22 protein-coding genes are annotated in these 18,645 nt (G+C 72.0%); 14 read left to right on the top strand and 8 right to left on the bottom strand.

The features are described from left to right. Positions 1 to 57 precede the first annotated feature (57 nt). The 7 genes from AW274_RS04815 to AW274_RS04785 all read left to right on the top strand — a co-directional run bounded on the left by AW274_RS04815 (position 58) and on the right by AW274_RS04785 (position 7,092). A complete protein-coding gene (locus AW274_RS04815; protein ID WP_062429690.1) occupies positions 58 to 1,806 on the top strand; it encodes a S1 family peptidase in 1,749 nt (582 codons plus the stop codon). Positions 1,807 to 1,913: 107 nt separating this feature from the next. Next, complete coding sequence (locus AW274_RS04810; RefSeq protein WP_063813070.1) at positions 1,914 to 2,420, top strand: hypothetical protein; 507 nt, start codon at positions 1,914 to 1,916, stop codon at positions 2,418 to 2,420. Next, a complete protein-coding gene (locus tag AW274_RS04805; RefSeq protein ID WP_063813069.1) occupies positions 2,417 to 3,430 on the top strand; it encodes a peptidoglycan-binding protein in 1,014 nt (337 codons plus the stop codon). Before AW274_RS04810 ends, AW274_RS04805 begins: the two co-directional genes overlap by 4 nt. Continuing rightward, the gene (locus tag AW274_RS04800; RefSeq protein ID WP_062429686.1) at positions 3,427 to 4,095 is read left to right on the top strand and encodes an ABC transporter ATP-binding protein; all 669 of its coding nucleotides are present in this window, start codon (positions 3,427 to 3,429) and stop codon (positions 4,093 to 4,095) included. The genes AW274_RS04805 and AW274_RS04800 overlap by 4 nt, the downstream gene beginning before the upstream one ends. Beyond that, entirely contained in the window at positions 4,088 to 5,275 is a 1,188-nt protein-coding gene (locus tag AW274_RS04795) for an ABC transporter permease (protein ID WP_062429684.1), read from the top strand. The genes AW274_RS04800 and AW274_RS04795 overlap by 8 nt, the downstream gene beginning before the upstream one ends. Positions 5,276 to 5,323: 48 nt before the next feature. Continuing rightward, positions 5,324 to 5,977 carry a response regulator transcription factor gene (locus AW274_RS04790; RefSeq protein ID WP_062334536.1) on the top strand — a complete coding sequence of 218 codons (654 nt, stop codon included), beginning with the start codon at positions 5,324 to 5,326 and terminating at the stop codon, positions 5,975 to 5,977. A 5-nt stretch (positions 5,978 to 5,982) separates the two neighbouring features. Beyond that, positions 5,983 to 7,092, top strand: a complete 1,110-nt coding sequence (locus AW274_RS04785) for a sensor histidine kinase (RefSeq protein WP_083973895.1) — start codon at positions 5,983 to 5,985, stop codon at positions 7,090 to 7,092. A 22-nt stretch (positions 7,093 to 7,114) separates the two neighbouring features. On the opposite strand, the gene AW274_RS04780 is transcribed toward AW274_RS04785, so the two are convergent. The 3 genes from AW274_RS04780 to AW274_RS04770 are packed head-to-tail and all read right to left on the bottom strand — an operon-like array spanning position 7,115 to position 8,979. Beyond that, on the bottom strand, positions 7,115 to 7,810 hold the full coding sequence (locus tag AW274_RS04780; RefSeq protein WP_062429680.1) for a helix-turn-helix transcriptional regulator: 696 nt from the start codon (positions 7,808 to 7,810) through the stop codon (positions 7,115 to 7,117). A gap of 10 nt (positions 7,811 to 7,820) precedes the next feature. Next, positions 7,821 to 8,750, bottom strand: coding sequence for an alpha/beta hydrolase (locus AW274_RS04775; RefSeq protein WP_062429678.1), 930 nt, complete (start codon positions 8,748 to 8,750; stop codon positions 7,821 to 7,823). 13 nt (positions 8,751 to 8,763) lie between these two features. Further along, positions 8,764 to 8,979, bottom strand: a complete 216-nt coding sequence (locus tag AW274_RS04770; RefSeq protein ID WP_062429676.1) for a hypothetical protein — start codon at positions 8,977 to 8,979, stop codon at positions 8,764 to 8,766. 150 nt (positions 8,980 to 9,129) lie between these two features. Between AW274_RS04770 and AW274_RS04765 the strand changes: the two genes are divergently transcribed. Genes AW274_RS04765 through AW274_RS04755 form a run of 3 tightly spaced genes read left to right on the top strand, consistent with a single transcriptional unit; the run spans position 9,130 to position 12,061 of the window. Continuing rightward, a complete protein-coding gene (locus AW274_RS04765) occupies positions 9,130 to 10,266 on the top strand; it encodes a sensor histidine kinase (RefSeq protein ID WP_157519765.1) in 1,137 nt (378 codons plus the stop codon). Further along, entirely contained in the window at positions 10,263 to 11,378 is a 1,116-nt protein-coding gene (locus AW274_RS04760) for a hypothetical protein (protein WP_157519764.1), read from the top strand. Before AW274_RS04765 ends, AW274_RS04760 begins: the two co-directional genes overlap by 4 nt. Next, entirely contained in the window at positions 11,375 to 12,061 is a 687-nt protein-coding gene (locus tag AW274_RS04755; RefSeq protein ID WP_083973832.1) for a response regulator transcription factor, read from the top strand. Before AW274_RS04760 ends, AW274_RS04755 begins: the two co-directional genes overlap by 4 nt. On the opposite strand, the gene AW274_RS04750 is transcribed toward AW274_RS04755, so the two are convergent. Both AW274_RS04750 and AW274_RS04745 read right to left on the bottom strand, forming a co-directional pair. Further along, entirely contained in the window at positions 12,046 to 13,107 is a 1,062-nt protein-coding gene (locus AW274_RS04750; protein ID WP_062429670.1) for a Gfo/Idh/MocA family protein, read from the bottom strand. The genes AW274_RS04755 and AW274_RS04750 overlap by 16 nt on opposite strands. Continuing rightward, positions 13,092 to 13,751: a ThuA domain-containing protein gene (locus AW274_RS04745; RefSeq protein WP_062429668.1), complete on the bottom strand. Its 660-nt coding sequence runs from the start codon at positions 13,749 to 13,751 to the stop codon at positions 13,092 to 13,094. The genes AW274_RS04750 and AW274_RS04745 overlap by 16 nt, the downstream gene beginning before the upstream one ends. Before the next feature lie 84 nt (positions 13,752 to 13,835). Between AW274_RS04745 and AW274_RS04740 the strand changes: the two genes are divergently transcribed. Then, positions 13,836 to 14,438, top strand: coding sequence for a DUF6518 family protein (locus AW274_RS04740; protein ID WP_062429661.1), 603 nt, complete (start codon positions 13,836 to 13,838; stop codon positions 14,436 to 14,438). Here the strand turns inward: AW274_RS04740 and AW274_RS04735 are convergent. Beyond that, positions 14,407 to 16,131 carry an ABC transporter ATP-binding protein gene (locus AW274_RS04735; protein ID WP_269750533.1) on the bottom strand — a complete coding sequence of 575 codons (1,725 nt, stop codon included), beginning with the start codon at positions 16,129 to 16,131 and terminating at the stop codon, positions 14,407 to 14,409. The two genes, AW274_RS04740 and AW274_RS04735, sit on opposite strands and share 32 nt — an antisense overlap. Before the next feature lie 76 nt (positions 16,132 to 16,207). Between AW274_RS04735 and AW274_RS04730 the strand changes: the two genes are divergently transcribed. The 3 genes from AW274_RS04730 (at position 16,208) to AW274_RS04720 (ending at position 17,821) form a co-directional block, all read left to right on the top strand. Then, positions 16,208 to 16,618, top strand: coding sequence for a MarR family winged helix-turn-helix transcriptional regulator (locus AW274_RS04730; protein WP_062429659.1), 411 nt, complete (start codon positions 16,208 to 16,210; stop codon positions 16,616 to 16,618). A gap of 33 nt (positions 16,619 to 16,651) precedes the next feature. Beyond that, positions 16,652 to 17,020: an MmcQ/YjbR family DNA-binding protein gene (locus AW274_RS04725; protein WP_198169010.1), complete on the top strand. Its 369-nt coding sequence runs from the start codon at positions 16,652 to 16,654 to the stop codon at positions 17,018 to 17,020. A 126-nt stretch (positions 17,021 to 17,146) separates the two neighbouring features. Continuing rightward, positions 17,147 to 17,821, top strand: coding sequence for a hypothetical protein (locus AW274_RS04720; protein WP_062429656.1), 675 nt, complete (start codon positions 17,147 to 17,149; stop codon positions 17,819 to 17,821). A 316-nt stretch (positions 17,822 to 18,137) separates the two neighbouring features. On the opposite strand, the gene AW274_RS04715 is transcribed toward AW274_RS04720, so the two are convergent. Further along, entirely contained in the window at positions 18,138 to 18,470 is a 333-nt protein-coding gene (locus AW274_RS04715) for a helix-turn-helix domain-containing protein (protein ID WP_062429654.1), read from the bottom strand. Then, positions 18,467 to 18,622: a type II toxin-antitoxin system RelE/ParE family toxin gene (locus tag AW274_RS42895; protein ID WP_369408606.1), complete on the bottom strand. Its 156-nt coding sequence runs from the start codon at positions 18,620 to 18,622 to the stop codon at positions 18,467 to 18,469. The genes AW274_RS04715 and AW274_RS42895 overlap by 4 nt, the downstream gene beginning before the upstream one ends. Positions 18,623 to 18,645: the final 23 nt, after the last annotated feature.

Below are 18,645 nucleotides of genomic sequence, written 5' to 3'. Positions count from 1 at the left end.
GGAAACCCCAAGTCACTCACAAGTGGTGGACAAGGCGGCTGGCCGACGATCAGTGCCGTGAACCTCAGAAGAATCATCGTCGCCACCGCGGCGGTGTCGGTGCTCGCCGCATCTCCCGCGTACGCGGATGAGACGCCTGACGTCCCGATCGGGACCCGGCTCGCCGCGCAGACCCACCCCGCCGTCCAGCTCACCAGCCTCACCTACACGGGCCAGGTCAGCGTGCCCACCCCGGCCGTCAACGAGGCCAACCTCTACGCGCTCGTCGACAAGATCACCGCCGACGTCGTGGCCGGCAAGGTCGCCTCCGACCAGCGCACCATCGCCAAGTACATGTTCGAGCAGATGAACGCGAACGTCGGCGCCTACCTGGTGCCGGGCAGCCCGAACCGGGTCGTGGACGCCGAGGTCGGCGGCATGTGCACCGGCTGGTGGGTCACCCCCGACGGGTACATGGTCACCGGCGCGCACTGCGTCGAGATGGGCGACAAGCAGCTCAACGACGTCTTCGCCCAGCAGGCGCTCTCCAAGTTCTACGAGGAGGACGCGCAGGGGATCCTGGAGATGGTCAAGGACCTCTCGCCCGACGAAGAGATGATCAAGCTCGCCGAGAACCTCTTCATCAACTTCAACGCGGCCAACATGCGGATCGACGGTCTCAAGAAGGAGATCGCGGTGCTGCAGGCCCACCCGGGCGGCGGCGTCGACAAGACCGCCAAGCCGATCGTGGCCGAGCTCGTGGACGTCGGCGAGAGCTACCCCGGCAAGGACTACGCGCTGCTCAAGGTCAACGGGCAGCAGAACCTGCCGACCGTGCCGCTCGGCGACGACGCCGACGTCCAGGTCGGGTCGACGCTCTACATCAGCGGGTTCCCCGGGCTGGTCACCAACACCCCGTTCTTCAGCCTGGAGTCGAAGCTCGACCCGGCGCTGACCGAGGGGCCGTACAACGCGCTGCGGACGACCGACAAGGGCGTCCCGTACATCCAGACGCAGGCGCCCTCCTACCACGGCAACTCCGGCGGGCCGGTGTTCTCCAAGGACGGCGACGTGATCGGCATGCTGATCGCGGGCACGGTCTCCGAGGGCGGGGAGGCGTCGGAGAACGAGTCGTTCGTGCTCCCGATCTCGGTGATCAAGGAGAAGCTCAACGAGAAGGGCATCAAGCCGACCGCCTCGGCCACCACGACCCGCTGGAACACGGCCCTGGACGCCTTCTTCCTCAAGCACTACTCCGAGGCGCTGCCCGTCTTCCGCGAGGTCCAGGCGCTGCACCCCACCCACCCATGGGTCGCCGAGTACATCACCAACTCGCAGCAGGCCATCACGGCCGGCAAGGACGAGTCGCCGCAGTCGTCGGGCTTCTGGCTGCTCATCGGCGCCGGGGTGATCGTCGCGATCCTGCTCGGCCTGGTGCTGCTCCGCCTGCTGGTCAAGCGGGCCAAGCGGAACAAGCGCGCCCAGATCCCGGTCTACAACGGCGCCCCGCCCTACCAGGCGCAGGCCCAGCAGATCCCGGCCTACCAGCCGCCGCAGGCCCACTCGCTGCCCCCGGCCGAGAGCACCACCCGCTACCGGCCCCCGTCGCAGCCCTACCAGGCCTACCAGCAGGCCCACGGCGGCCAGCACGGTCAGCAGCCGGCCGGCCAGTACGGACAGCACGGGGGCGGGCCGGTTCCGCAGCACCAGCCCTACGGCCACCAGCCGCAGGCCCAGCCCCAGCAGCCGCAGGACCGGAACGTGGCCGACCTGGAGCGTGAGCTGGAGCAGCTCCGCCGCCAGCTCGGCAACCGGCCGCCGCAGTAACCTCCGGGAAAAGGCCCGTCTTCTCCGCGGGCCTTTTCCGTCACCTAAACACGAGATAAACGAATTCGCTTAATGGGTGTTTAACGGGGTCTCGCTAGAAATTGCGCATGACCCGAATCAGAATGGCTTTGATCGCGGCGGTGCCGCTGTTCCTGGCCGCGTGCGGAACCGCCCAGCAGAGCGGCGTCGCGACCGCCGGGGGCGTGACCGCCTCCGCCCCCGCGCCCAGCCCGGCGGCGTCCGGAGACGCCGTCAAATTCGCCCAGTGCATGCGTGAGCACGGCATCGACGTGCCCGATCCGGAGCCCGGCGGCAACGCCGTCAGGGTGCGGATCAAGGAGGGGGTCGACCCGGCGACCGTCGAGAAGGCCAACGAGGCGTGCGAGCAGTACCGGCCGATCGGCGGCGGGCCCGGAATGGGCGACGCGCAATTCGCCGACGCCGTCCAGAAATACACCGACTGCATGCGCGAGAACGGCGTCGACATGCCCGACCCGCAGGTCGAGGGCGGGCGCATGCTCATCCGGGCGCCCAAGGGGGTCATGGGCTCCGCCGAGGCGGAGAAGGCGCAGGCGATCTGCGAGAAGCACCTGCCCGGCGGGGGCCCGAAGTGAGGAAGGGGCTGCTCGCCGGCGGGGTGGCGGTCGCCGCGCTGGCCGGGGGCGGCGTCGCGGCGGCCACGCTCGACGAGCCCCCGCCGCCCCCGCCGGTCGCGGTGGCGACCGCTGAGATCACCCGCGGCGACCTGGCCGACGCCGAGACCGTCGGCGGCACCCTCGGCTACGAGAACCGCCGCGACCTGCCCAACGCCGCCCGCGGCACCGTCACCTGGACGCCCGAGGAGGGCGCCGTCGTCCGGCGCGGCAAACGGCTCTACGCCGTCTCGGGCAAACCCGTCGTCCTCCTGTACGGCGCCACGCCCATGTACCGCCGCCTCGGCACCGCCACGTCGGGGCGCGACGTCCGGCAGCTGGAGCGCAACCTGAAGGCGCTCGGCTACGACCCCGGCACGGTCGACGACGAGTTCACCTGGTCGACGCGGGAGGCCGTACAGGACTGGCAGGAGGACCTGAACCTCGACGAGACCGGCACGGTCGGGCCCGAGGAGGTGGTGGTCGCCGCCGGCGCGGTGCGGGTCGCCCAGGTGACGGCCGAGCCGGGCATGCCCGCCGGGCGGTCGGTCATCGCCACGACCGGCACCAAGCGGGTCGTGCACGTCGACCTCAACGCCTCCGACCAGGAACTGGCCCGGCTCGGCGCGGCGGTGACGCTGGAGACCCCCGACGGGCGGACCGGCAAGGGGCGCATCACCTCGATCGGCACGGTCGCCCGGCCGCCCGCCCAGGAGGGCGGCGAGGCCACCATCGACGTCGAGATCACCGCCGACGGCCGGCTCGGCCGGTTCGACCAGGCCCCCGTCGACGTCGGGCTGACCGGCGAGACCCGGAAGGGCGTGTTGTCGGTGCCGGTCGAGGCGCTGCTGGCGCTGCGCGAGGGCGGCTACGGCGTGCGGATCGCCGGCGCGGTCACGAAGGTGACGACCGGGCTGTTCGCGGCCGGGCGCGTCGAGATCGAGGGCGCCGGGCTGGCCGAGGGCATGAAGGTCGAGGTGCCGGCCGAATGACCGCCGTCATCGAACTGGCCGGCGCCGCCAAGACCTATCCGGGCGGCGTGCACGCCCTGCGCGGCGTCGACCTGCACGTCGCCTCGGGCGAGCTGGTGGCCATCGCCGGGCCGTCGGGGTCGGGCAAGTCGACGATGCTGCACCTCATCGGCACCCTCGACCGGCCCTCCGAGGGCACCGTGAAGATCGCCGGATACGACGTCGCCACGTTGTCCGACCGGGAGTTGTCGGCGCTGCGCGCCCGGCGCATCGGCTTCGTCTTCCAGCAGTTCCACCTGGCCGACGGCGTCAGCGCGCTCGACAACGTCGCCGACGGGCTGCTCTACGCCGGGGTCGGCCGCCGCGAACGCCGGGAACGGGCCGCCGGCGCGCTGGCCCGGGTCGGCCTCGGCCACCGGCTGGGCCACCGGCCCAACGAGTTGTCGGGCGGCGAGCGGCAGCGGGTCGCGGTGGCCCGCGCCGTCGTGGGCGAACCCGCGCTGCTGCTCGCCGACGAGCCGACCGGCAACCTCGACTCGGTCTCCGGTACGGGGGTGCTCACGCTCCTGGGCGAGCTGAACGCCGCCGGCACCACCGTGGTGATCATCACGCACGACGCCGACGTGGCCGCCGCCGCGCCGCGCCGGATCAGGCTGCGCGACGGCGTGGTGGTGTCCGATGGCTGAGTTGCGTCCGGCCCGGCTCACCTGGGGCGACCTGGTCAGGGTCGGCGCGGCCGGGTTGCGGGTGCGGCCCGCGCGGGCGGTGTTGTCGGCCCTCGGCATCGCCATCGGCATCGCGACCATGGTCGCCGTCGTCGGGATCTCGTCGTCGTCCAAGGCCCAGCTGCTGGCCGAGCTCGACCGGCTCGGCACCAACCTGCTGCGGGTCACGCCCGGCCAGAGCCTGTTCGGCCAGCCGACCTCGCTGCCGGAGACCGCGCTCGCGATGGTCGGCGCGGTCGGCCCGGTCGAGGTGGCGGGCGCGACCGGCGACACCGGCACGCCCGTCTACCGCACCGACCGGATCGACCCGCAGTCGACCCGCGGGCTGACCACCCGGGCCGCCTCGCCGGAACTGCTGCGGGCGCTGCAGACCCCGGTCGCCGAGGGCGTCTGGCTGAACGAGGGCACCGCGTCGCTGCGCGCGGTCGTGCTCGGCACGGTGGCGGCCGACCGGCTCGGGGTGCGCGACGTGGGGGAGCAGTTGTGGATCGGCGGCCGGTGGTGGACCGTCGTCGGCATCCTCGCCGCCTCGCCGCTCGCGCCGGAGGTCGACCGGTCGGCGCTGGTCGGGTTCGGGGCGGCCGGGACGTACCTGAACTTCGACGGCCACCCGACCACGATCTACACCCGGACCGAGCCGGCGCAGGTCGACGCCGTGCGGGCGGTCCTGCCGGCCACCGCCTCGCCGCAGAACCCGGAGGAGGTGGAGGTCAGCCGCCCGTCGGACGCGCTGGCGGCGCGGGCCGCCGCCGACTCGGCGTTCACCGGCCTGCTGCTCGGCATCGGGGCGGTCGCGCTGCTCGTCGGCGGGGTGGGGGTGGCCAACACGATGGTCATCTCGGTGCTCGAACGGCGCAGGGAGATCGGCCTGCGGCGGTCGCTCGGGGCGACCCGGGGCCAGGTGCGCGGCCAGTTCCTCGCCGAGTCGCTGCTGCTATCGGGGCTCGGCGGGGTGGCCGGGGCGCTGCTGGGCGGGGCGGTCACGGTGGCGTACGCGACCTGGACGGGCCTGCCCCCGACGGTGCCGGCCTGGGCGCCGGCCGGGGCGCTGACGGCGACCCTGCTCGTCGGGACGGTCGCCGGGCTCTACCCGGCGATGCGGGCCGCCCGCATGTCGCCGACTCTCGCCCTGAGTGCGTAAACAGGGCGCTTAAGCCGTGTTTACCCCCGGACCGGCAGGATGCGGACCATGCGGGTGCTGGTGGCCGAAGACGAGCAGGTGCTGGCCCGGGTCGTGGCGGCCGGGCTGCGCCGGGAGACGATGGCGGTGGACGTCGTGCACGACGGCGACGCCGCCCTGGAACGCGCGCTGACCAACGACTACGACGTCATCGTGCTCGACCGCGACCTGCCGGCGGTGCACGGCGACGACGTGTGCCGCCAGCTGGTCGCCCGGCGGATCCCGGCCCGCATCATCATGCTGACCGCCGCCGGCGACCTGCGCTCCAAGGTCGAGGGCCTGTCGATCGGCGCCGACGACTACCTCGCCAAGCCGTTCGACTTCCCCGAACTGGTCGCCCGGCTCCGGGCGCTGGCCCGGCGGGTGCCTCTCGCGCACCCGCCGGTGCTGGCGCGGGCCGGGGTGCGGCTCGACCCGGCCCGCCGGGAGGTGTTCCGCGACGGCCGGTACGTCGCCCTCAGCCCCAAGGAGTTCGCGGTGCTGGAGATCCTGCTGCGCGCCGACGGCGCCGTGGTCAGCGCGGAGGACCTGCTGGAGAAGGCGTGGGACGAGAACATCAGCTACTTCACCAACTCGGTGCGGGTCACCGTCATGACCCTGCGCAAGAAGCTCGGCGACCCGCCCGTCATCGAGACCGTCACCGGCGCCGGATACCGCCTGTGAACCGCATGCCGATCAGGGCCCGGCTCACCCTCGTCTACGGGAGCCTGTTCTTCGCGGCGGCGCTGGTCCTCGTGATGATCAACTACATCGTCGTCAGCAGGCAGCTCACGCGGCGCGTCACGATCCGCCTGCCGCTCGACCAGCTGCCGCCGCTCACCGGCGACAAGCAGCTGTTCTTCTTCAACAAGCAGGTCGAGGACTACCACGAGACGGTCCTCGGGGCCCTGGTCTGGTGGTCGCTGCTCGCCGCCGTGCTCGTCGGCCTGGTCGGCCTCGCCGTCGGCTGGTACGTCGCCAAACGTGCCCTCGACCCCCTCCAGCACGTCACCGACACCGCCCGCCGCCTGTCGACCGACACCCTGCACCGGCGCATCTCGATGACCGGCCCGCACGACGAGATCAAGGACCTGGCCGACACGTTCGACTCGATGCTCGAACGCCTCGACAACGCCTTCGACGGCCAGCGGCGCTTCGTCGCCAACGCCTCCCACGAACTGCGCACCCCGCTGGCCATCAACCGGGCGCTGCTCCAGGTCTCCATGTCCGACGGCCTGATCCCGGCGGCGCTGCGGCCGGTGCGCGACGAACTGCTGGACTCGAACTCCCGGCAGGAACGCCTCATCGAGGGCCTGCTCACCCTGGCGCTGAGCGAACGCGACCTGTCGGGGCGGGAGGACGGCGACCTGGCCGACCTGGCCCGCCCGTCGCTGCTCGCCCACGGCCTCACGGTGGCGCGCCAGTTCCCGGCCCCGGTGGTCGGCGACGGGGTGCTGCTGGAACGCATGATCCGCAACCTGGTCGACAACGCGGTGACCTACAACGACGACCGCGCCGAGGTGACGGTCCGCACCGGCAACGGCGCCGGCCACTCCTACGTGACCGTGGAGAACACCGGCCGCGAGATCGCCCCCGCCCAGGCCGCCCGGCTGTTCGACCCCTTCATCCGCCTCGACCCCGACCGGACCGGCTCGGCGGGCGGGGCCGGGCTGGGCCTCTCGATCGTGCGCGCCATCGCGCGGGCCCACGGGGGCACGGCGGAGGCCCGGCCTCGGGAGGGCGGCGGGCTGATCGTGACGGTCAGGCTGCCGCTGCTCGCGCAGAACGCCGCGGTCTGACGACCGGCTCTCGCATGGGCAGTCAGCTCAGGGCGGGCTGGCGGAGGAGGCCGGCTTCGGAGGCGAAGGTGGCCGCCGGGCGCGCCGGGGCGCGTTCGCCGGTGGCCTCCGCGCCCGCGATGCGGTCGAGGCGGAAGACGCGGACCGCCTCGCGTAAGCGGCACCAGCCGACCAGATACCACTCGCCCCTCCGGTTGCCGACGAAGACGCCCGGTTCGACCTCGCGTTCGGTCGGCACGCCCTTGGCGTCGGCGTAGCCGATGCGGAGCACGCCGCCGCTGAGGACCGCCTGGTCGATGACGGTGGCGATCGGGTCGGCGGGGCGGTCGTCGTCGCGGACCAGCTGGACCCGCTCGGCCAGGGCGCGGGCGCGTTCGCCCTCGCCGTCGGGCATGGCGTCCATGACCTTGCGCAGGGCGCTCCTGGCCTGTTCGGCGAAGGGGAGCTCCTCGTGGCTGAGGGCGACGGCGATGGCCACCGCCTCCTCGGGGGTGAAGTTGAGGGGCGGCAGCGACATGCGCCGGTCGAGCACGTAGCCGCCGCGGCGGCCGAACTCGGCGTAGATGGGGACACGCGCCTCCTGGAGCGCGGCCACGTCGCGCTCGATGGTGCGCACGCTCACTTCGAACCTCTCGGCCAGCTCGCGGGCCGACCGGGGCCGGGGCGAGACGGCCCGCAGTTCCTCGACGAGGGCGTATAGCCGATCCGTACGGTTCACACGCGGCAGCCTAGATACCCCCACCGACAAAACCGCGCCGCAGCGCCTCGATCTGCTCGGCCGTCGAGCGCCGCCCGATGGGGGTGTGCCAGAAGGCCCCGGCGAAGCCGTGCACGGCCCCGGGCCACAGGTGGAACTCGACCGGCACCCCGGCCGCCGCCAGCCGCAGGGCGTACCGGGCGTCCTCGTCGCGGAAGATCTCCAGTTCGCCGACGTCCACGTAGGCGGGCGGCAGGCCCGACAGGTCGGTCGCGCGGGCCGGGGCGGCGTAGACCGGCGTCTCGGTCAGGTCGCCCAGGTAGGCCCGCCAGGCCCAGCGGTTGTTGGTCCGCGACCACATCGAGTCGGCGAACTGCTCGGTCGAGGGGGTGTCGTCGCGGTCGTCGAGCATCGGGCACAGCAGCATCTGCAGGCGCAGCGCCGGGCCGCCGCGGTCTCTGGCCATCAGCGCGCAGCCGGCCGCCAGGCCCCCGCCCGCCGAGTTGCCGCCGATCGCCAGGCGGCCGGCGTTCACCCCCAGGGAGGCGGCGTTGTCGGCCGTCCACACCAGTCCCCGGTAGCAGTCGTCCAGGGGGATCGGGAAGGGGTGTTCGGGGGCCAGCCGGTAGTCGACCGAGACCACGGCGCAGCCGAGCGCGTCGATCCAGCGCGACACCCGGGCGTCGTCCATCTCCGGCAGGCCGAAGACCATGCCGCCGCCGTGGATCCAGTAGAGGCAGGGGAGCGGCTCGTCCCCGGCGTCCGCCGGGCGGTAGACGCGCAGCCGCAGGCCGTCGGCGTCGACGTCCTTCACCGTGATCCCCTCGCCGGGCGGGAGGCAGACGGAGGCGCGGTCGCGGCGGATCTGGCCGAGGTCGGCCGTGTCCAGGTCGTAAGGGGGAGCGTCATCCGCCGCGAGTTCGGCCCGCAGATCGGGATCCAGATTCGGGTGAAGCGTCATGAACCCATGCGTATCAGGCCAGGTAGGAGCGCGCCACCCGTGAAGCGGTCTCGTCGTCGATCTTCTTGGCCAGGCCCAGGAACAGCCGGACGATGCTGGCGATCAGGCTGACCAGGGCGGTCAGGTCGCCGCGGCTCACCCGGTCGTCGAACTGGATCGCGATCCCCGGATCCGTGACCCGTGCCGAGGTGATCGTCGAGCGGATCTCGCTCTCCGTCGCGTACTGCATGTTGCCCGGCCCTCCACCCGTGACGAATATCGTCTCAATTAGACCGGGTTACAGACGCGTACCTATGACGGCCGTTCGGCCGACAACCATACAAACGGCTCTACACTCTCAGGGCGCGGTCATGATCCGGCCTTCCGAGTGAGGCGTCTGATGGCATTGGGTGTACGGCTCGACGCGGGTGGGCGCATGCCCGCGACCGCCGCGCTCGACCGGGTGACCGCCCGCTGCGGAGCCGTCATGCGGGGCGTCGCGGGGGTCGTCGCGGCCACCGCCGCACTCCTCGGGCTCGCCCCGCCGGTCGACCCCACCGTGCTGGTCCCGGTCGTGGCCGGGCTGTTGTGCTGGAGCGTCTTCTTCACCTGGGCGGGCTGGGCCTACGGGCTGCTGCCCTGGGTGATCACCGTCGAGGTGCTCATCACCTCGGCCCTGTGCGTCTTCCAGCGCGAACTCGTCGCGCGCACCCTCATCGGCGACAGCGCCAGCTGGGTCGGCGGGCTGGTGACCATGACGATCGTGGCGGTCAACCTGGCCTGGCGGGCCGGTCCGGCGGTCCCGGCCGGGCTCGTGGTGGTCGTCGCCCACCTCTACGGCTCGGGCTCGTTCGCGGTGGCCGGCATCCACGTGCTCCAGGTCGGCGCGACGGCCGTGCTGATGAGCCTGCTCCGCAGGGGCGCGGCGAACGCCGACGGCGAGCTCGCGGCGGCCCGCGAGGCCGAGGAGAAGGCCACCGTCGAACGCGAACGCCGCCGCGACGAACGCGCCCAGAACAGCCGCATGCACGGCAGCGTGCTCGCCACCCTCATGATGATCGGCGCGGGCGGCATCGGCGCGACCTCGCCCATGCTGCGCGAGACCGCCGCCCGCCACCTGGCCGACCTCGACCGCATGTCGCAGGGCGGCGGCACCGGGCCCGACCACGTGCCGCTGCACGAGCGGCTGGCCGCCGGGGCGGCCCGGTCGGGGCTGACCATCCACACCCGGCTGACGCCGGTGTCGGTGCCGTGGGAGGTCGCCGAGGCGTTCCTCGAAGCGGTCGCCGAGGCGCTCGCGAACGTGGTGCGGCACGCCAACGTCACCGTCGCCGCCGTGGTGCTGACCGTGGCCGACGACGGCGCGGTCGTCGTCGAGGTGCGCGACCGGGGCCTGGGCTTCGACGTGGCCCGCGTGCCCGACCACCGCTACGGCCTGCGGGTGTCGATCCTGGCCCGCATCGAGATGGTCGGCGGCCGGGGCGTGGTCGAGTCGGGCCCCCAGGGCACCAAGATCACTCTCAGGTGGACGCCGTGACCGCCTCGGAGACGAGCGTCCGCCGCAACTACAGCCTGGGGGCGCGCCGGGCCGCCGTCTCGATCGTGGCCGCCTGGCATCTCGGCTTCGACCTCGTCGGCACCGTCGGCACGTGGGAGGACTACCGGTTCCCGTGGCTGGCCGGGCTCGCCTGGGTGCTCTACGCCGCCATCGCCGTGGTCGCCGCCGTCGCCCTGCTGCGCGAGCTGCCGCTCCGCTTCACCGTCTGGCCCTACGCGGCCGGCGCGCTGGCGGTCTCGGCGATGGTGATGGCCGCCTGCGAGCCGGGCGACGTCGTCAACGCCGCCGACTGGGGGTGGGGCTCGGTCGGCTGGCTGGCCATGGTCCTGTTCTGGGACCGGCCGACCTGGTTGCGCGACCTGAGCCTGTTCCTGCTGGCCAACGTGGTCGTCACGCTCGCCGGGCTGGCGCTGGCCGGCACCCTCGACCCCCGGTCGCTGAGCAAGTTCCTCGTCGTCAGCGTCGGCGCGATCACCCTCCAGGCGGGCGCGAGCGCCGGGGGCCACGCCCTCGACCTGGCCGCCCGGTGGGCGGTGGAGAACTCCAACCGGACCGCCGGGGCCGAGGCCGCCAGGAAGGCCGCCGACCAGGTCCACGCCGACCGGCTGGCCCGCTACGCCGAGGTGCGCTCGGCCGTCGCGCCGGTGCTGAACCTGCTCGCCGGGGGAGCCGACCCGGCCGACCCCGACGTCCGGCACGAGAGCGCCGTCGGCGCGGCCCGATTACGCCGCCTGATCGCCGAGACCGACGACGCCCCCGACCCGCTCCTGCACACCCTGCGGGCCTGCGCGTTCGACGTCGAACGGCGCGGCGTCGTGGTGCTCTTCCTGACCGCAGGCACGGTGCCGCCGCTGCCGCTGGAGGTGCGCCGCGCGCTCGTCGAGGCCCCCATCGAGGGCATGGCGCGGGCCCGCCGCCAGGCCAGGGTCACCCTCGTCGCGACCCCGCGCGAGGTCATCGTCAGCGTGCTGACCGACGCCCCGTCGCTGCCCTCGGCCGACGGGTCGCGCGCCGCCAACGTCGCCACCCGCGTCGAAGCCGAGAACGGAGGAAGCCAACTGTGGATAGAGAGCCGCTGGACCGCCCCGTGACCCTCGCCGTGGTGGAGGACACCCCGGTCGTGCTGGAGGGCATCCGGTCGTGGGTGGCCGCCGACCCCGGGAGACGGGTCGAGATCGTGGCCAGCGGCAACACGGTCGACTCCGTCCTCGACGGCGCGGGCGCGCACGCCGACGTGCTGCTGCTCGACCTGGAGCTCGACAACGGCGTCAACTCGCTGCCGCGCATCCCCGAGCTGGTCGCGGCCGGGCGGCGGGTGGTCGTCTACTCGGTGCACGAGGACGACGCGACCGTGATGGCCGTGCTCCAGGCGGGCGCCTCGACGTTCATCGCCAAGAACGAGACCAAGGAGCACTGCGTCGACACGATCGTGGCCGTCGCCCGCGACCGGCCCTACGTCCCGCCGGTGATGGCCGGGGCGCTGGTGGCGGCCGACGGGCAGACGTCCCGGCCGATGTTGTCGGCGCGGGAGCGCGAGGCGCTGCTGCTGTGGTTCCAGGGCATGAACAAGCAGTCGGTCGCGCTCCGCATGGGCATCTCCGAGGCGACCGTGAAACAGTACATCGAACGCGCCCGGGTGAAGTACGCCAGCACCGGCAGGGCCGCCCCGACCAAGACGACCCTGCTGGCCCGCGCCATCCAAGACGGCCTGATCACGGCCGACGACATCATCGAATACCAGTCACTCGCCGCCGACCATCACACGAGAGACTGAAGCGGCACCGGATCGGGCCGCTCGCAGGTGCTCTCGACCGTCTCCGCCCGTCCGGTGACGGCCGACCGGAGCAGCGACTCCATCACGTCGAGCACGTGCAGGGCCACCTCTCCGGAGGCGCGCGGGCGGGGGGCGGTGACCATGTCGTACACGCCGACGCCGCGGCCGGCGTCCCGGTAGCCGGCGGCGACCGGGAGCGTCTCCCACGCCCCGGCGGGCCGGTGGATCAGCACCTCGCCGTCGAACCGGTTGGGGTCCGGGACGATCATCGTGCCGAGCTCGCCGTGCACCTCGATGTTGGGCGCGCGGGAGGTCACCCCGTCGAACGACATGATCAGCGTCGACAGGGCGCCGGAGGCGTGCGTGAGCACCCCGGTGACGTGCGTGTCGGTGCTGACCGGCAGCCGTTCCCCCTGCCGGTAGCCGCTGCCGATGACCCGTTCGTCCCGGATGCGGCTGGCCGAGCCGATCGCCGACACGACCGGGCCGAGCAGCGTCACCAGGGCCGTCACGTAGTAGGGGCCCATGTCGAGCAGCGGGCCGCCGCCCGGCCGGTAGTAGAAGTCGGGGTCGGGGTGCCACGGCTCGGGGCCCCCGGTGACCATGGTCGCCACGGCCGCCGCCGGGCGGCCGACGAGCCCGGCGTCGAGGTGGTGGCGGGCGGTCTGGAAGCCGGTGCCGAGGACGGTGTCGGGGGCGCAGCCGACCTTCACCCCGGCGCCCTTGGCCATGATCGTCTTGGCCTCGTCGAGGGTCGCGGCGAGGGGCTTCTCGCCGTAGACGTCCTTGCCGCCCGCGATGGCCCGCAGCGCGATCTCGGTGTGCGCGGCCGGGATGGTCAGGTTGACGACCAGGTCGCAGGCGTCGACCAGGTCGTCGACGCCCATCGACGTCGCGCCCGTTTCGGTGGCGGTGGCCAGGGCGCGGGCGGGGTCGAGGTCCGCGACGGCGTACAGGACCAGACCCGGCAGCTTCGTGAGGGTCTCGGTGTACTGCTCGGAGATCTTGCCGCAGCCGACGATCCCGACCTTCACCGGCTCGCCCATGCGAGACCCCTTTCGACGATCGTCCGCACGCTCGGGTTCTCGAGGGTGGCCACGTCGTGGCCCGGCGTGGCGACGAAGACGCGGCCCTCGCCCCACTCGCGGGTCCACACGGCCGGCACCGTGACCGGCCGCCTCCACGGCCCCTGCGCGGCGTGGGTGGTGGTGGCGAGCACGGTGCTGTACGGGTCGGTCAGCACCCAGTACTGCTCGGTGACCAGGTCGAAGTCGGCGATCCCCTTGGTGATCGGGTGGCCGGGGTCGGTGATCTCGATCCGGTGGGGCACGAAGGTCTCGCCGCCCGCCTCGGGGTGGCAGGCGAACTGCCCGCCGGTCAGGTGGAGGTAGTCGGGCTCGGCGCGGAAGGCGTCTACGACGCCGCCGTGCCACCCCGCGAACCCGGTGCCCGCCGCGACCGCTTGCGACAGTCCGGTGCTCTGCTCGCGGGTGATCGTGCCCATCGTGAAGCACTGGACGACCAGATCGACCCCCGCCATGAAATCGGGGTCGGCGTAGGGGGCGGGGGAGTCCTCGACCGTGAGGGAGAAGCCCTCTTGGGTGAGGTGGGGGAGGAAGAGATCGGTGGCGGCGACGGGCTCATGGCCCTCCCAGCCGCCTCGGACGACTAGCGCGTGTCGTAACTTCACCAGCCGAATTATCCCATTTGCAGACTCAAATGAGCAGATGTCCGGGCGCTTTCGCTACAGTTCCGGCCTGGCAAGGGGGGCCTAATGAAGAACTGGAAGTCGACGGCGATCGCCCTGGGGGCCGGGCTCGCCCTCGGGGTGCTGACCAACCTGGCGCAGGGCCGGCTCCCGGGGGCCTGGAACCAGATCGCCAACTCGGGCGCGGTGTGGTCGGTGGCGGCGTTCGTGGCGGGCGCACTGGCGCCGCCCGGCCGCTCCGCCCTGCTGCGGGCGGTCCTCGCGGGGCTCGCCGCCGAGCTGGGGCTCGTCGTCGGGTACTACGCCTATGCCACGTTCGTCCGCGACGTCATGGGGGACTTCTCCTGGGCGCTGGTCTGGGTGGTCGTCGCGTGCGTCGCCGGGCCGGTGTTCGGGGTCGCGGGGCTGTGGTGGCGGCGCGGGACGGCGCGGTGGCGGCGGGTCGCCGGGCTCGCCGCGCTGGCAGGGGTCTTCGGGATGGAGGGCGTCTACTACGCGTTCGTCCTGGAGTACTTCCCGCAGGCCTGGGCCTGCCTGGCGGTGTTCCTGCTCGTGCCGCTGCTGGCCCGCACGCTGCGGGAGAGGGGGCTGACGCTGCTCGCGGCGGCGCCGCTGGCCGGGCTCGCCTATCTGGTGATCAGCCTGCCGCTTCAGTCGTTGTCAGTCTGAGCTCGTCGCGGTCGACCAGCGCCGCGTAGTGGCCGCCCAGGACGAGCAGCTCGTCGTGGGTGCCGCGCTCGACGATGCGGCCGGCGTCCAGGACGATGATCTGGTCGGCGTCGCGGACCGTGGACAACCGGTGGGCGATCGTCAGGGTGGTGCGGCCTGCGGCCAGTTCGTCCAGGGCCTCCTGGACGGCCCTCTCGGTCTGGGTGTCGAGGGAGCTGGTGGCCTCGTCGAGGATCAGCACCGGGGGGTTGCGCAGCAGGGTGCGGGCGATGGCCAGGCGCTGCTTCTCGCCGCCGGAGAAGCGGTAGCCGCGCTCGCCGACCAGGGTGTCGTAACCCTCGGGCAGCGACATCAGGTGGTCGTGGATGCGGGCCGCGCGGGCCGCGGCGTGCAGTTCCTCGTCGGTGGCGCCGGGCTTGGCGAAGCGCAGGTTGTCGGCCACCGAGGCGTGGAAGAGGTAGGTCTCCTGGGAGACCACGCCGACCGTCTCGGCCAGCGACTCGAACGTCAGATCCCGCACGTCGACGCCGTCGATGGTGACCCGGCCGCCGGTGACGTCGTAGAGGCGGGGGAGCAGGTAGCTGAGGGTGGTCTTGCCCGATCCGGTCTCGCCCACGATCGCCAGGCGGCTGCCGGGCGGCACGGCGACGTCGATGCCGGTGAGGGTGGGGGCCGAGCCGTAGGAGAAGTCGACGTCCTCGAACCGCACGTCGCCCTTGACCCGGTCGAGCACCCGGTCGCCGGGGTGGATGTCGACCTTCAGGTCGAGGTACTCGAAGATCCGCCCGAACAGCGACATCGAGCTCTGCACCTCGACCCCGAGGTGCAGCAGCTGCACCGACGGCCGGAACATCGAGGTCTGCAGGGTGGTGAACGCCACCAGCGTGCCGACCGACACCGCGCCCGTCCACCCGACGGCCCAGTAGATCACCGCCGGCATGGCCGCCATCACGATCTGGATCGACGACTGCCGCCACCGCCCCGCCATCGACGACCGGACCTCCAGATCGGCGAGGTCGTCGGAGGAGGCCGCGAACCGTTCGGTGAGGGTTCCGGTACGCCCCATCGTGCGCCCCAGCAGGATCCCGCTGATCGACAACGACTCCTGCACCATCGAGGCCATCGACGCCATCGTGACCTGGCGCTGCGTGGTGATCCGCCGCCGCTCCTTGCCGACCTTCCGGCTGATCCACACGAACACCGGCAGCAGCCCGAGGGAGATCAGCGTGAGCCGCCAGTCGAGCGCCACCATGGCCGCGATCGTCGCGATCACCGAGGTCAGGTAGGAGATGAACGAGGTCGCGGTGGTCGTCACGACGGCCTGCATGGCCCCGATGTCGTTGGCGATCCGCGACTGCACCTCACCGGTCTTGGTCCGGGTGAAGAAGGCCAGCGACATGCGCTGGAGGTGGTTGTAGACGGACTTGCGCAGGTCGTGCATGACCCGCTGGCCGACCGTCGTCGAGATGAACGTCTGCAGCACGTCGAGCACGCTGGTCGTCACGGCGATGGCGATCATGCCGAGAGCCAGCATCGACAGCAGCCGGGCGTCGCGCTCAGGCAGGGCGACGTCGAGGATCTCCCGCAACAGGAACGGCGAGGCCAGCGACACCACCGACGACAACACGATCAGCAGCCCGACCGCGCCCAGCTTGCGGCGGTAGGGCGTGAAAAGGCGGATGACGCGCCTCAAGGGCGCTCGGGGTTCATTGTCCATGATGTACACTCAAACGGAGGTTAGCTCACATTCATTCCATGAGGCGAGTGCTTTGTCCGACGGAGAACTGTTCGAGCTGGTCCACCGGGTCGACCACCGCATCCGGCGCGGATACCGGGAACGCCTCGAACCTCTGGGCGTCAACCCGGGCCAGTCGCGCGCCCTGCGCGCTCTGGTCTCCGCGGGCGAGCCCCTGCGCATGGCCCGCCTCGCCGAACTGCTCGGCATCGTCCCCCGCTCCCTGACCTCGGTCGTGGACGCCCTGGAGTCGTCGGGCTACGTCGCCCGCACCGTCGACCCCACCAACCGCCGCTCCACCCTCGTCTCGGTCACCCCCGCCGGGCTGGCCGTCCACGAACGGGCCCGCGTGGCCCGGCGCGAGGCCGCGGCGGAGGTCTTCTCGGTACTTTCGGACGAACAGCGCCGGCAGTTGTCCGACCTGCTGGGCCTGCTCGACGGCTGAAAATGTCGGTGGGGTCTGGTAGCCCTAGGGGGCATGGCGGTGAGCGTGGACGAGTTCCTCAAGATGCTTGACCATCTGCCCGAGGTGAAACAGGGCTTCGGCGGCGACTGGGTGGCGCTGAAGGTGCGCGGCAAGGGCTTCGGCTACCTGTGGGAACGCACTCAGACGGTCGGCCTCAAGTCGACCATCGAAGAACAGCGGGCCCTGGTGGCGGAGCGCCCCGACGTCTTCGAGGTGCAGTTCACGACCGAGTCGACGGGCTGGGTGGTGGTCCACCTCGACCGCATCGAGGCCGACGAGCTGTTCGAACTGGTGACCGAGGCGTGGTGCATGACGGCCCCGAAGACCCTGGTCGAGAGTCATGAGATCGTGTTGTGGCCGCAGCTCTACCCCTCGACCTGAAAGGGCGCACGGCAGTGCACCTGGGGCGGCGACGGCGGGCCGGCCGTAAGTGGTCGGCCTGTCCACGGCATCTGCTTCTCACCCATTGACGACCGCCTCCGCGACGACGAACAGGAACCGCAAACCGTGTCCTCCGCTTGGGAATCCGCGCTGACGCACGCCTTCGGGCAGCTGCTCGGCCGCCCGCTCGCCGACCACGACCCCACCGCGACCTACGGGGCGTTCTACGGCGGCAACTGGCTCTACGAGACCGGCCTCGACCGCCACCCCGGCTGGGTGCGCCGCGAGGCGCTCTCGGGACAGGAGACGGTGCGCCATCCCGAGGTCCTGATCCTGCTCGACGGCTACGCCGACCTGGTCTTCGACGCAAGCGAGTCGCTGTTCGAGGTCGACCCGGCCGAGTTCGCCGACGGCCTCGTGGCGTCGGTGTCGGTCTTCGCCAAGCCGGGGATCGTGCGGGGCCGCGACCTCGCCATGCTGCTCGACGGACATCCCGGTGAGCCCGGCTGGCAGTTGTGGCAGGCCCGCATCGCCTCCGACGGCACCCTCCTGGGCGCGCTCAGGGCCGCGACCGCCGTCGGCGACTCACCGCAGAGCCTGATCCCGCCGTCGGAGGAGCCCGACGAGCGGGCGGTGCTGGCGCACCTGGAGGCGTTCTCCGATACGACGTCCGACGACCTGGCTTATTGCCCGCAGGCGCTGAACGAGGCGGTCGTCGCGATGTGGGAGGGCGCGGTCGACCAGTACGAGATCACCATCTGGAACCTCGACCAGCTCACGGCCCAACGCGCCACGACCTGAGCACGCCTGATCACAGCCAGGTGCTCAACCGGCTCCCGCGGCACCGTCAGCAGGGCGATCACCGAGCCTCGACGACTCCGACACGACCAAGGCGGCCCGTCGCTCGCAGTGCTTGCCCGGCACATCCGCAAGAAGGGTTGGATTCACCACGAGGCGGATCCATCGCGAATGGTGCAGCGGATCCACCGCGGCAGATCCGCCACGGACGGTGCTGCGGACACGCCACGGGCTGTTCGGGGATCAGCCACCGGGCCTTCGGCTGATCCTTCTTGAGCTTGGCGCCTGTTCAGGGAGGCGACAGACCGGCCGGCGTCGTTCAGGCGACCTTGACGGTGTGGTCGCCGAAGTCGGCGACCACCTCGAGTGTTCCTCCGAGCGCGGTGACGTAGCTCCGGACGACGTCGAGGCCGCCGATTTGACCGTGTTCGATCTGGGAGACGCGCGCCTGGGTGATTCCCATCCGTTCGGCGAGTACCCGCTGGGAGACGCCCAGGCGTTTGCGCATGTCCGCGAGTTGCACGCCACGCAACTCGGCCCGCATCTGCTCGCGGCCGGCTTCGCGGGCCTCGACGCGCTCGGGAGAGTCGTAGTCGGGGTCGATCTCGCGACGTCTGGCCTTCGTCTCAGACCACTTCACGAACTCGCTCATGACTCCTCCTCGTGCGCCCTGGTCTCCTGATACCGCAGGTAGCGCTGCTCTGCGAGGGGGATCGCGGTGCGGTACCACCTGTTCCATTCTCCCGACTTGTCGCCGGCGACGAGGACTATCGCCTCCCGACTGGGGTCGAAAACGAAGAGCATACGGATCTCCGCGTCGCCGGGCG

The organism is Herbidospora daliensis (genome assembly GCF_001570585.1).
Classification (GTDB): domain Bacteria; phylum Actinomycetota; class Actinomycetes; order Streptosporangiales; family Streptosporangiaceae; genus Herbidospora; species Herbidospora daliensis.
The sequence above is the reverse complement of the archived record's forward strand: the minus strand, read 5'-3'. Positions and strand labels throughout refer to the sequence as shown.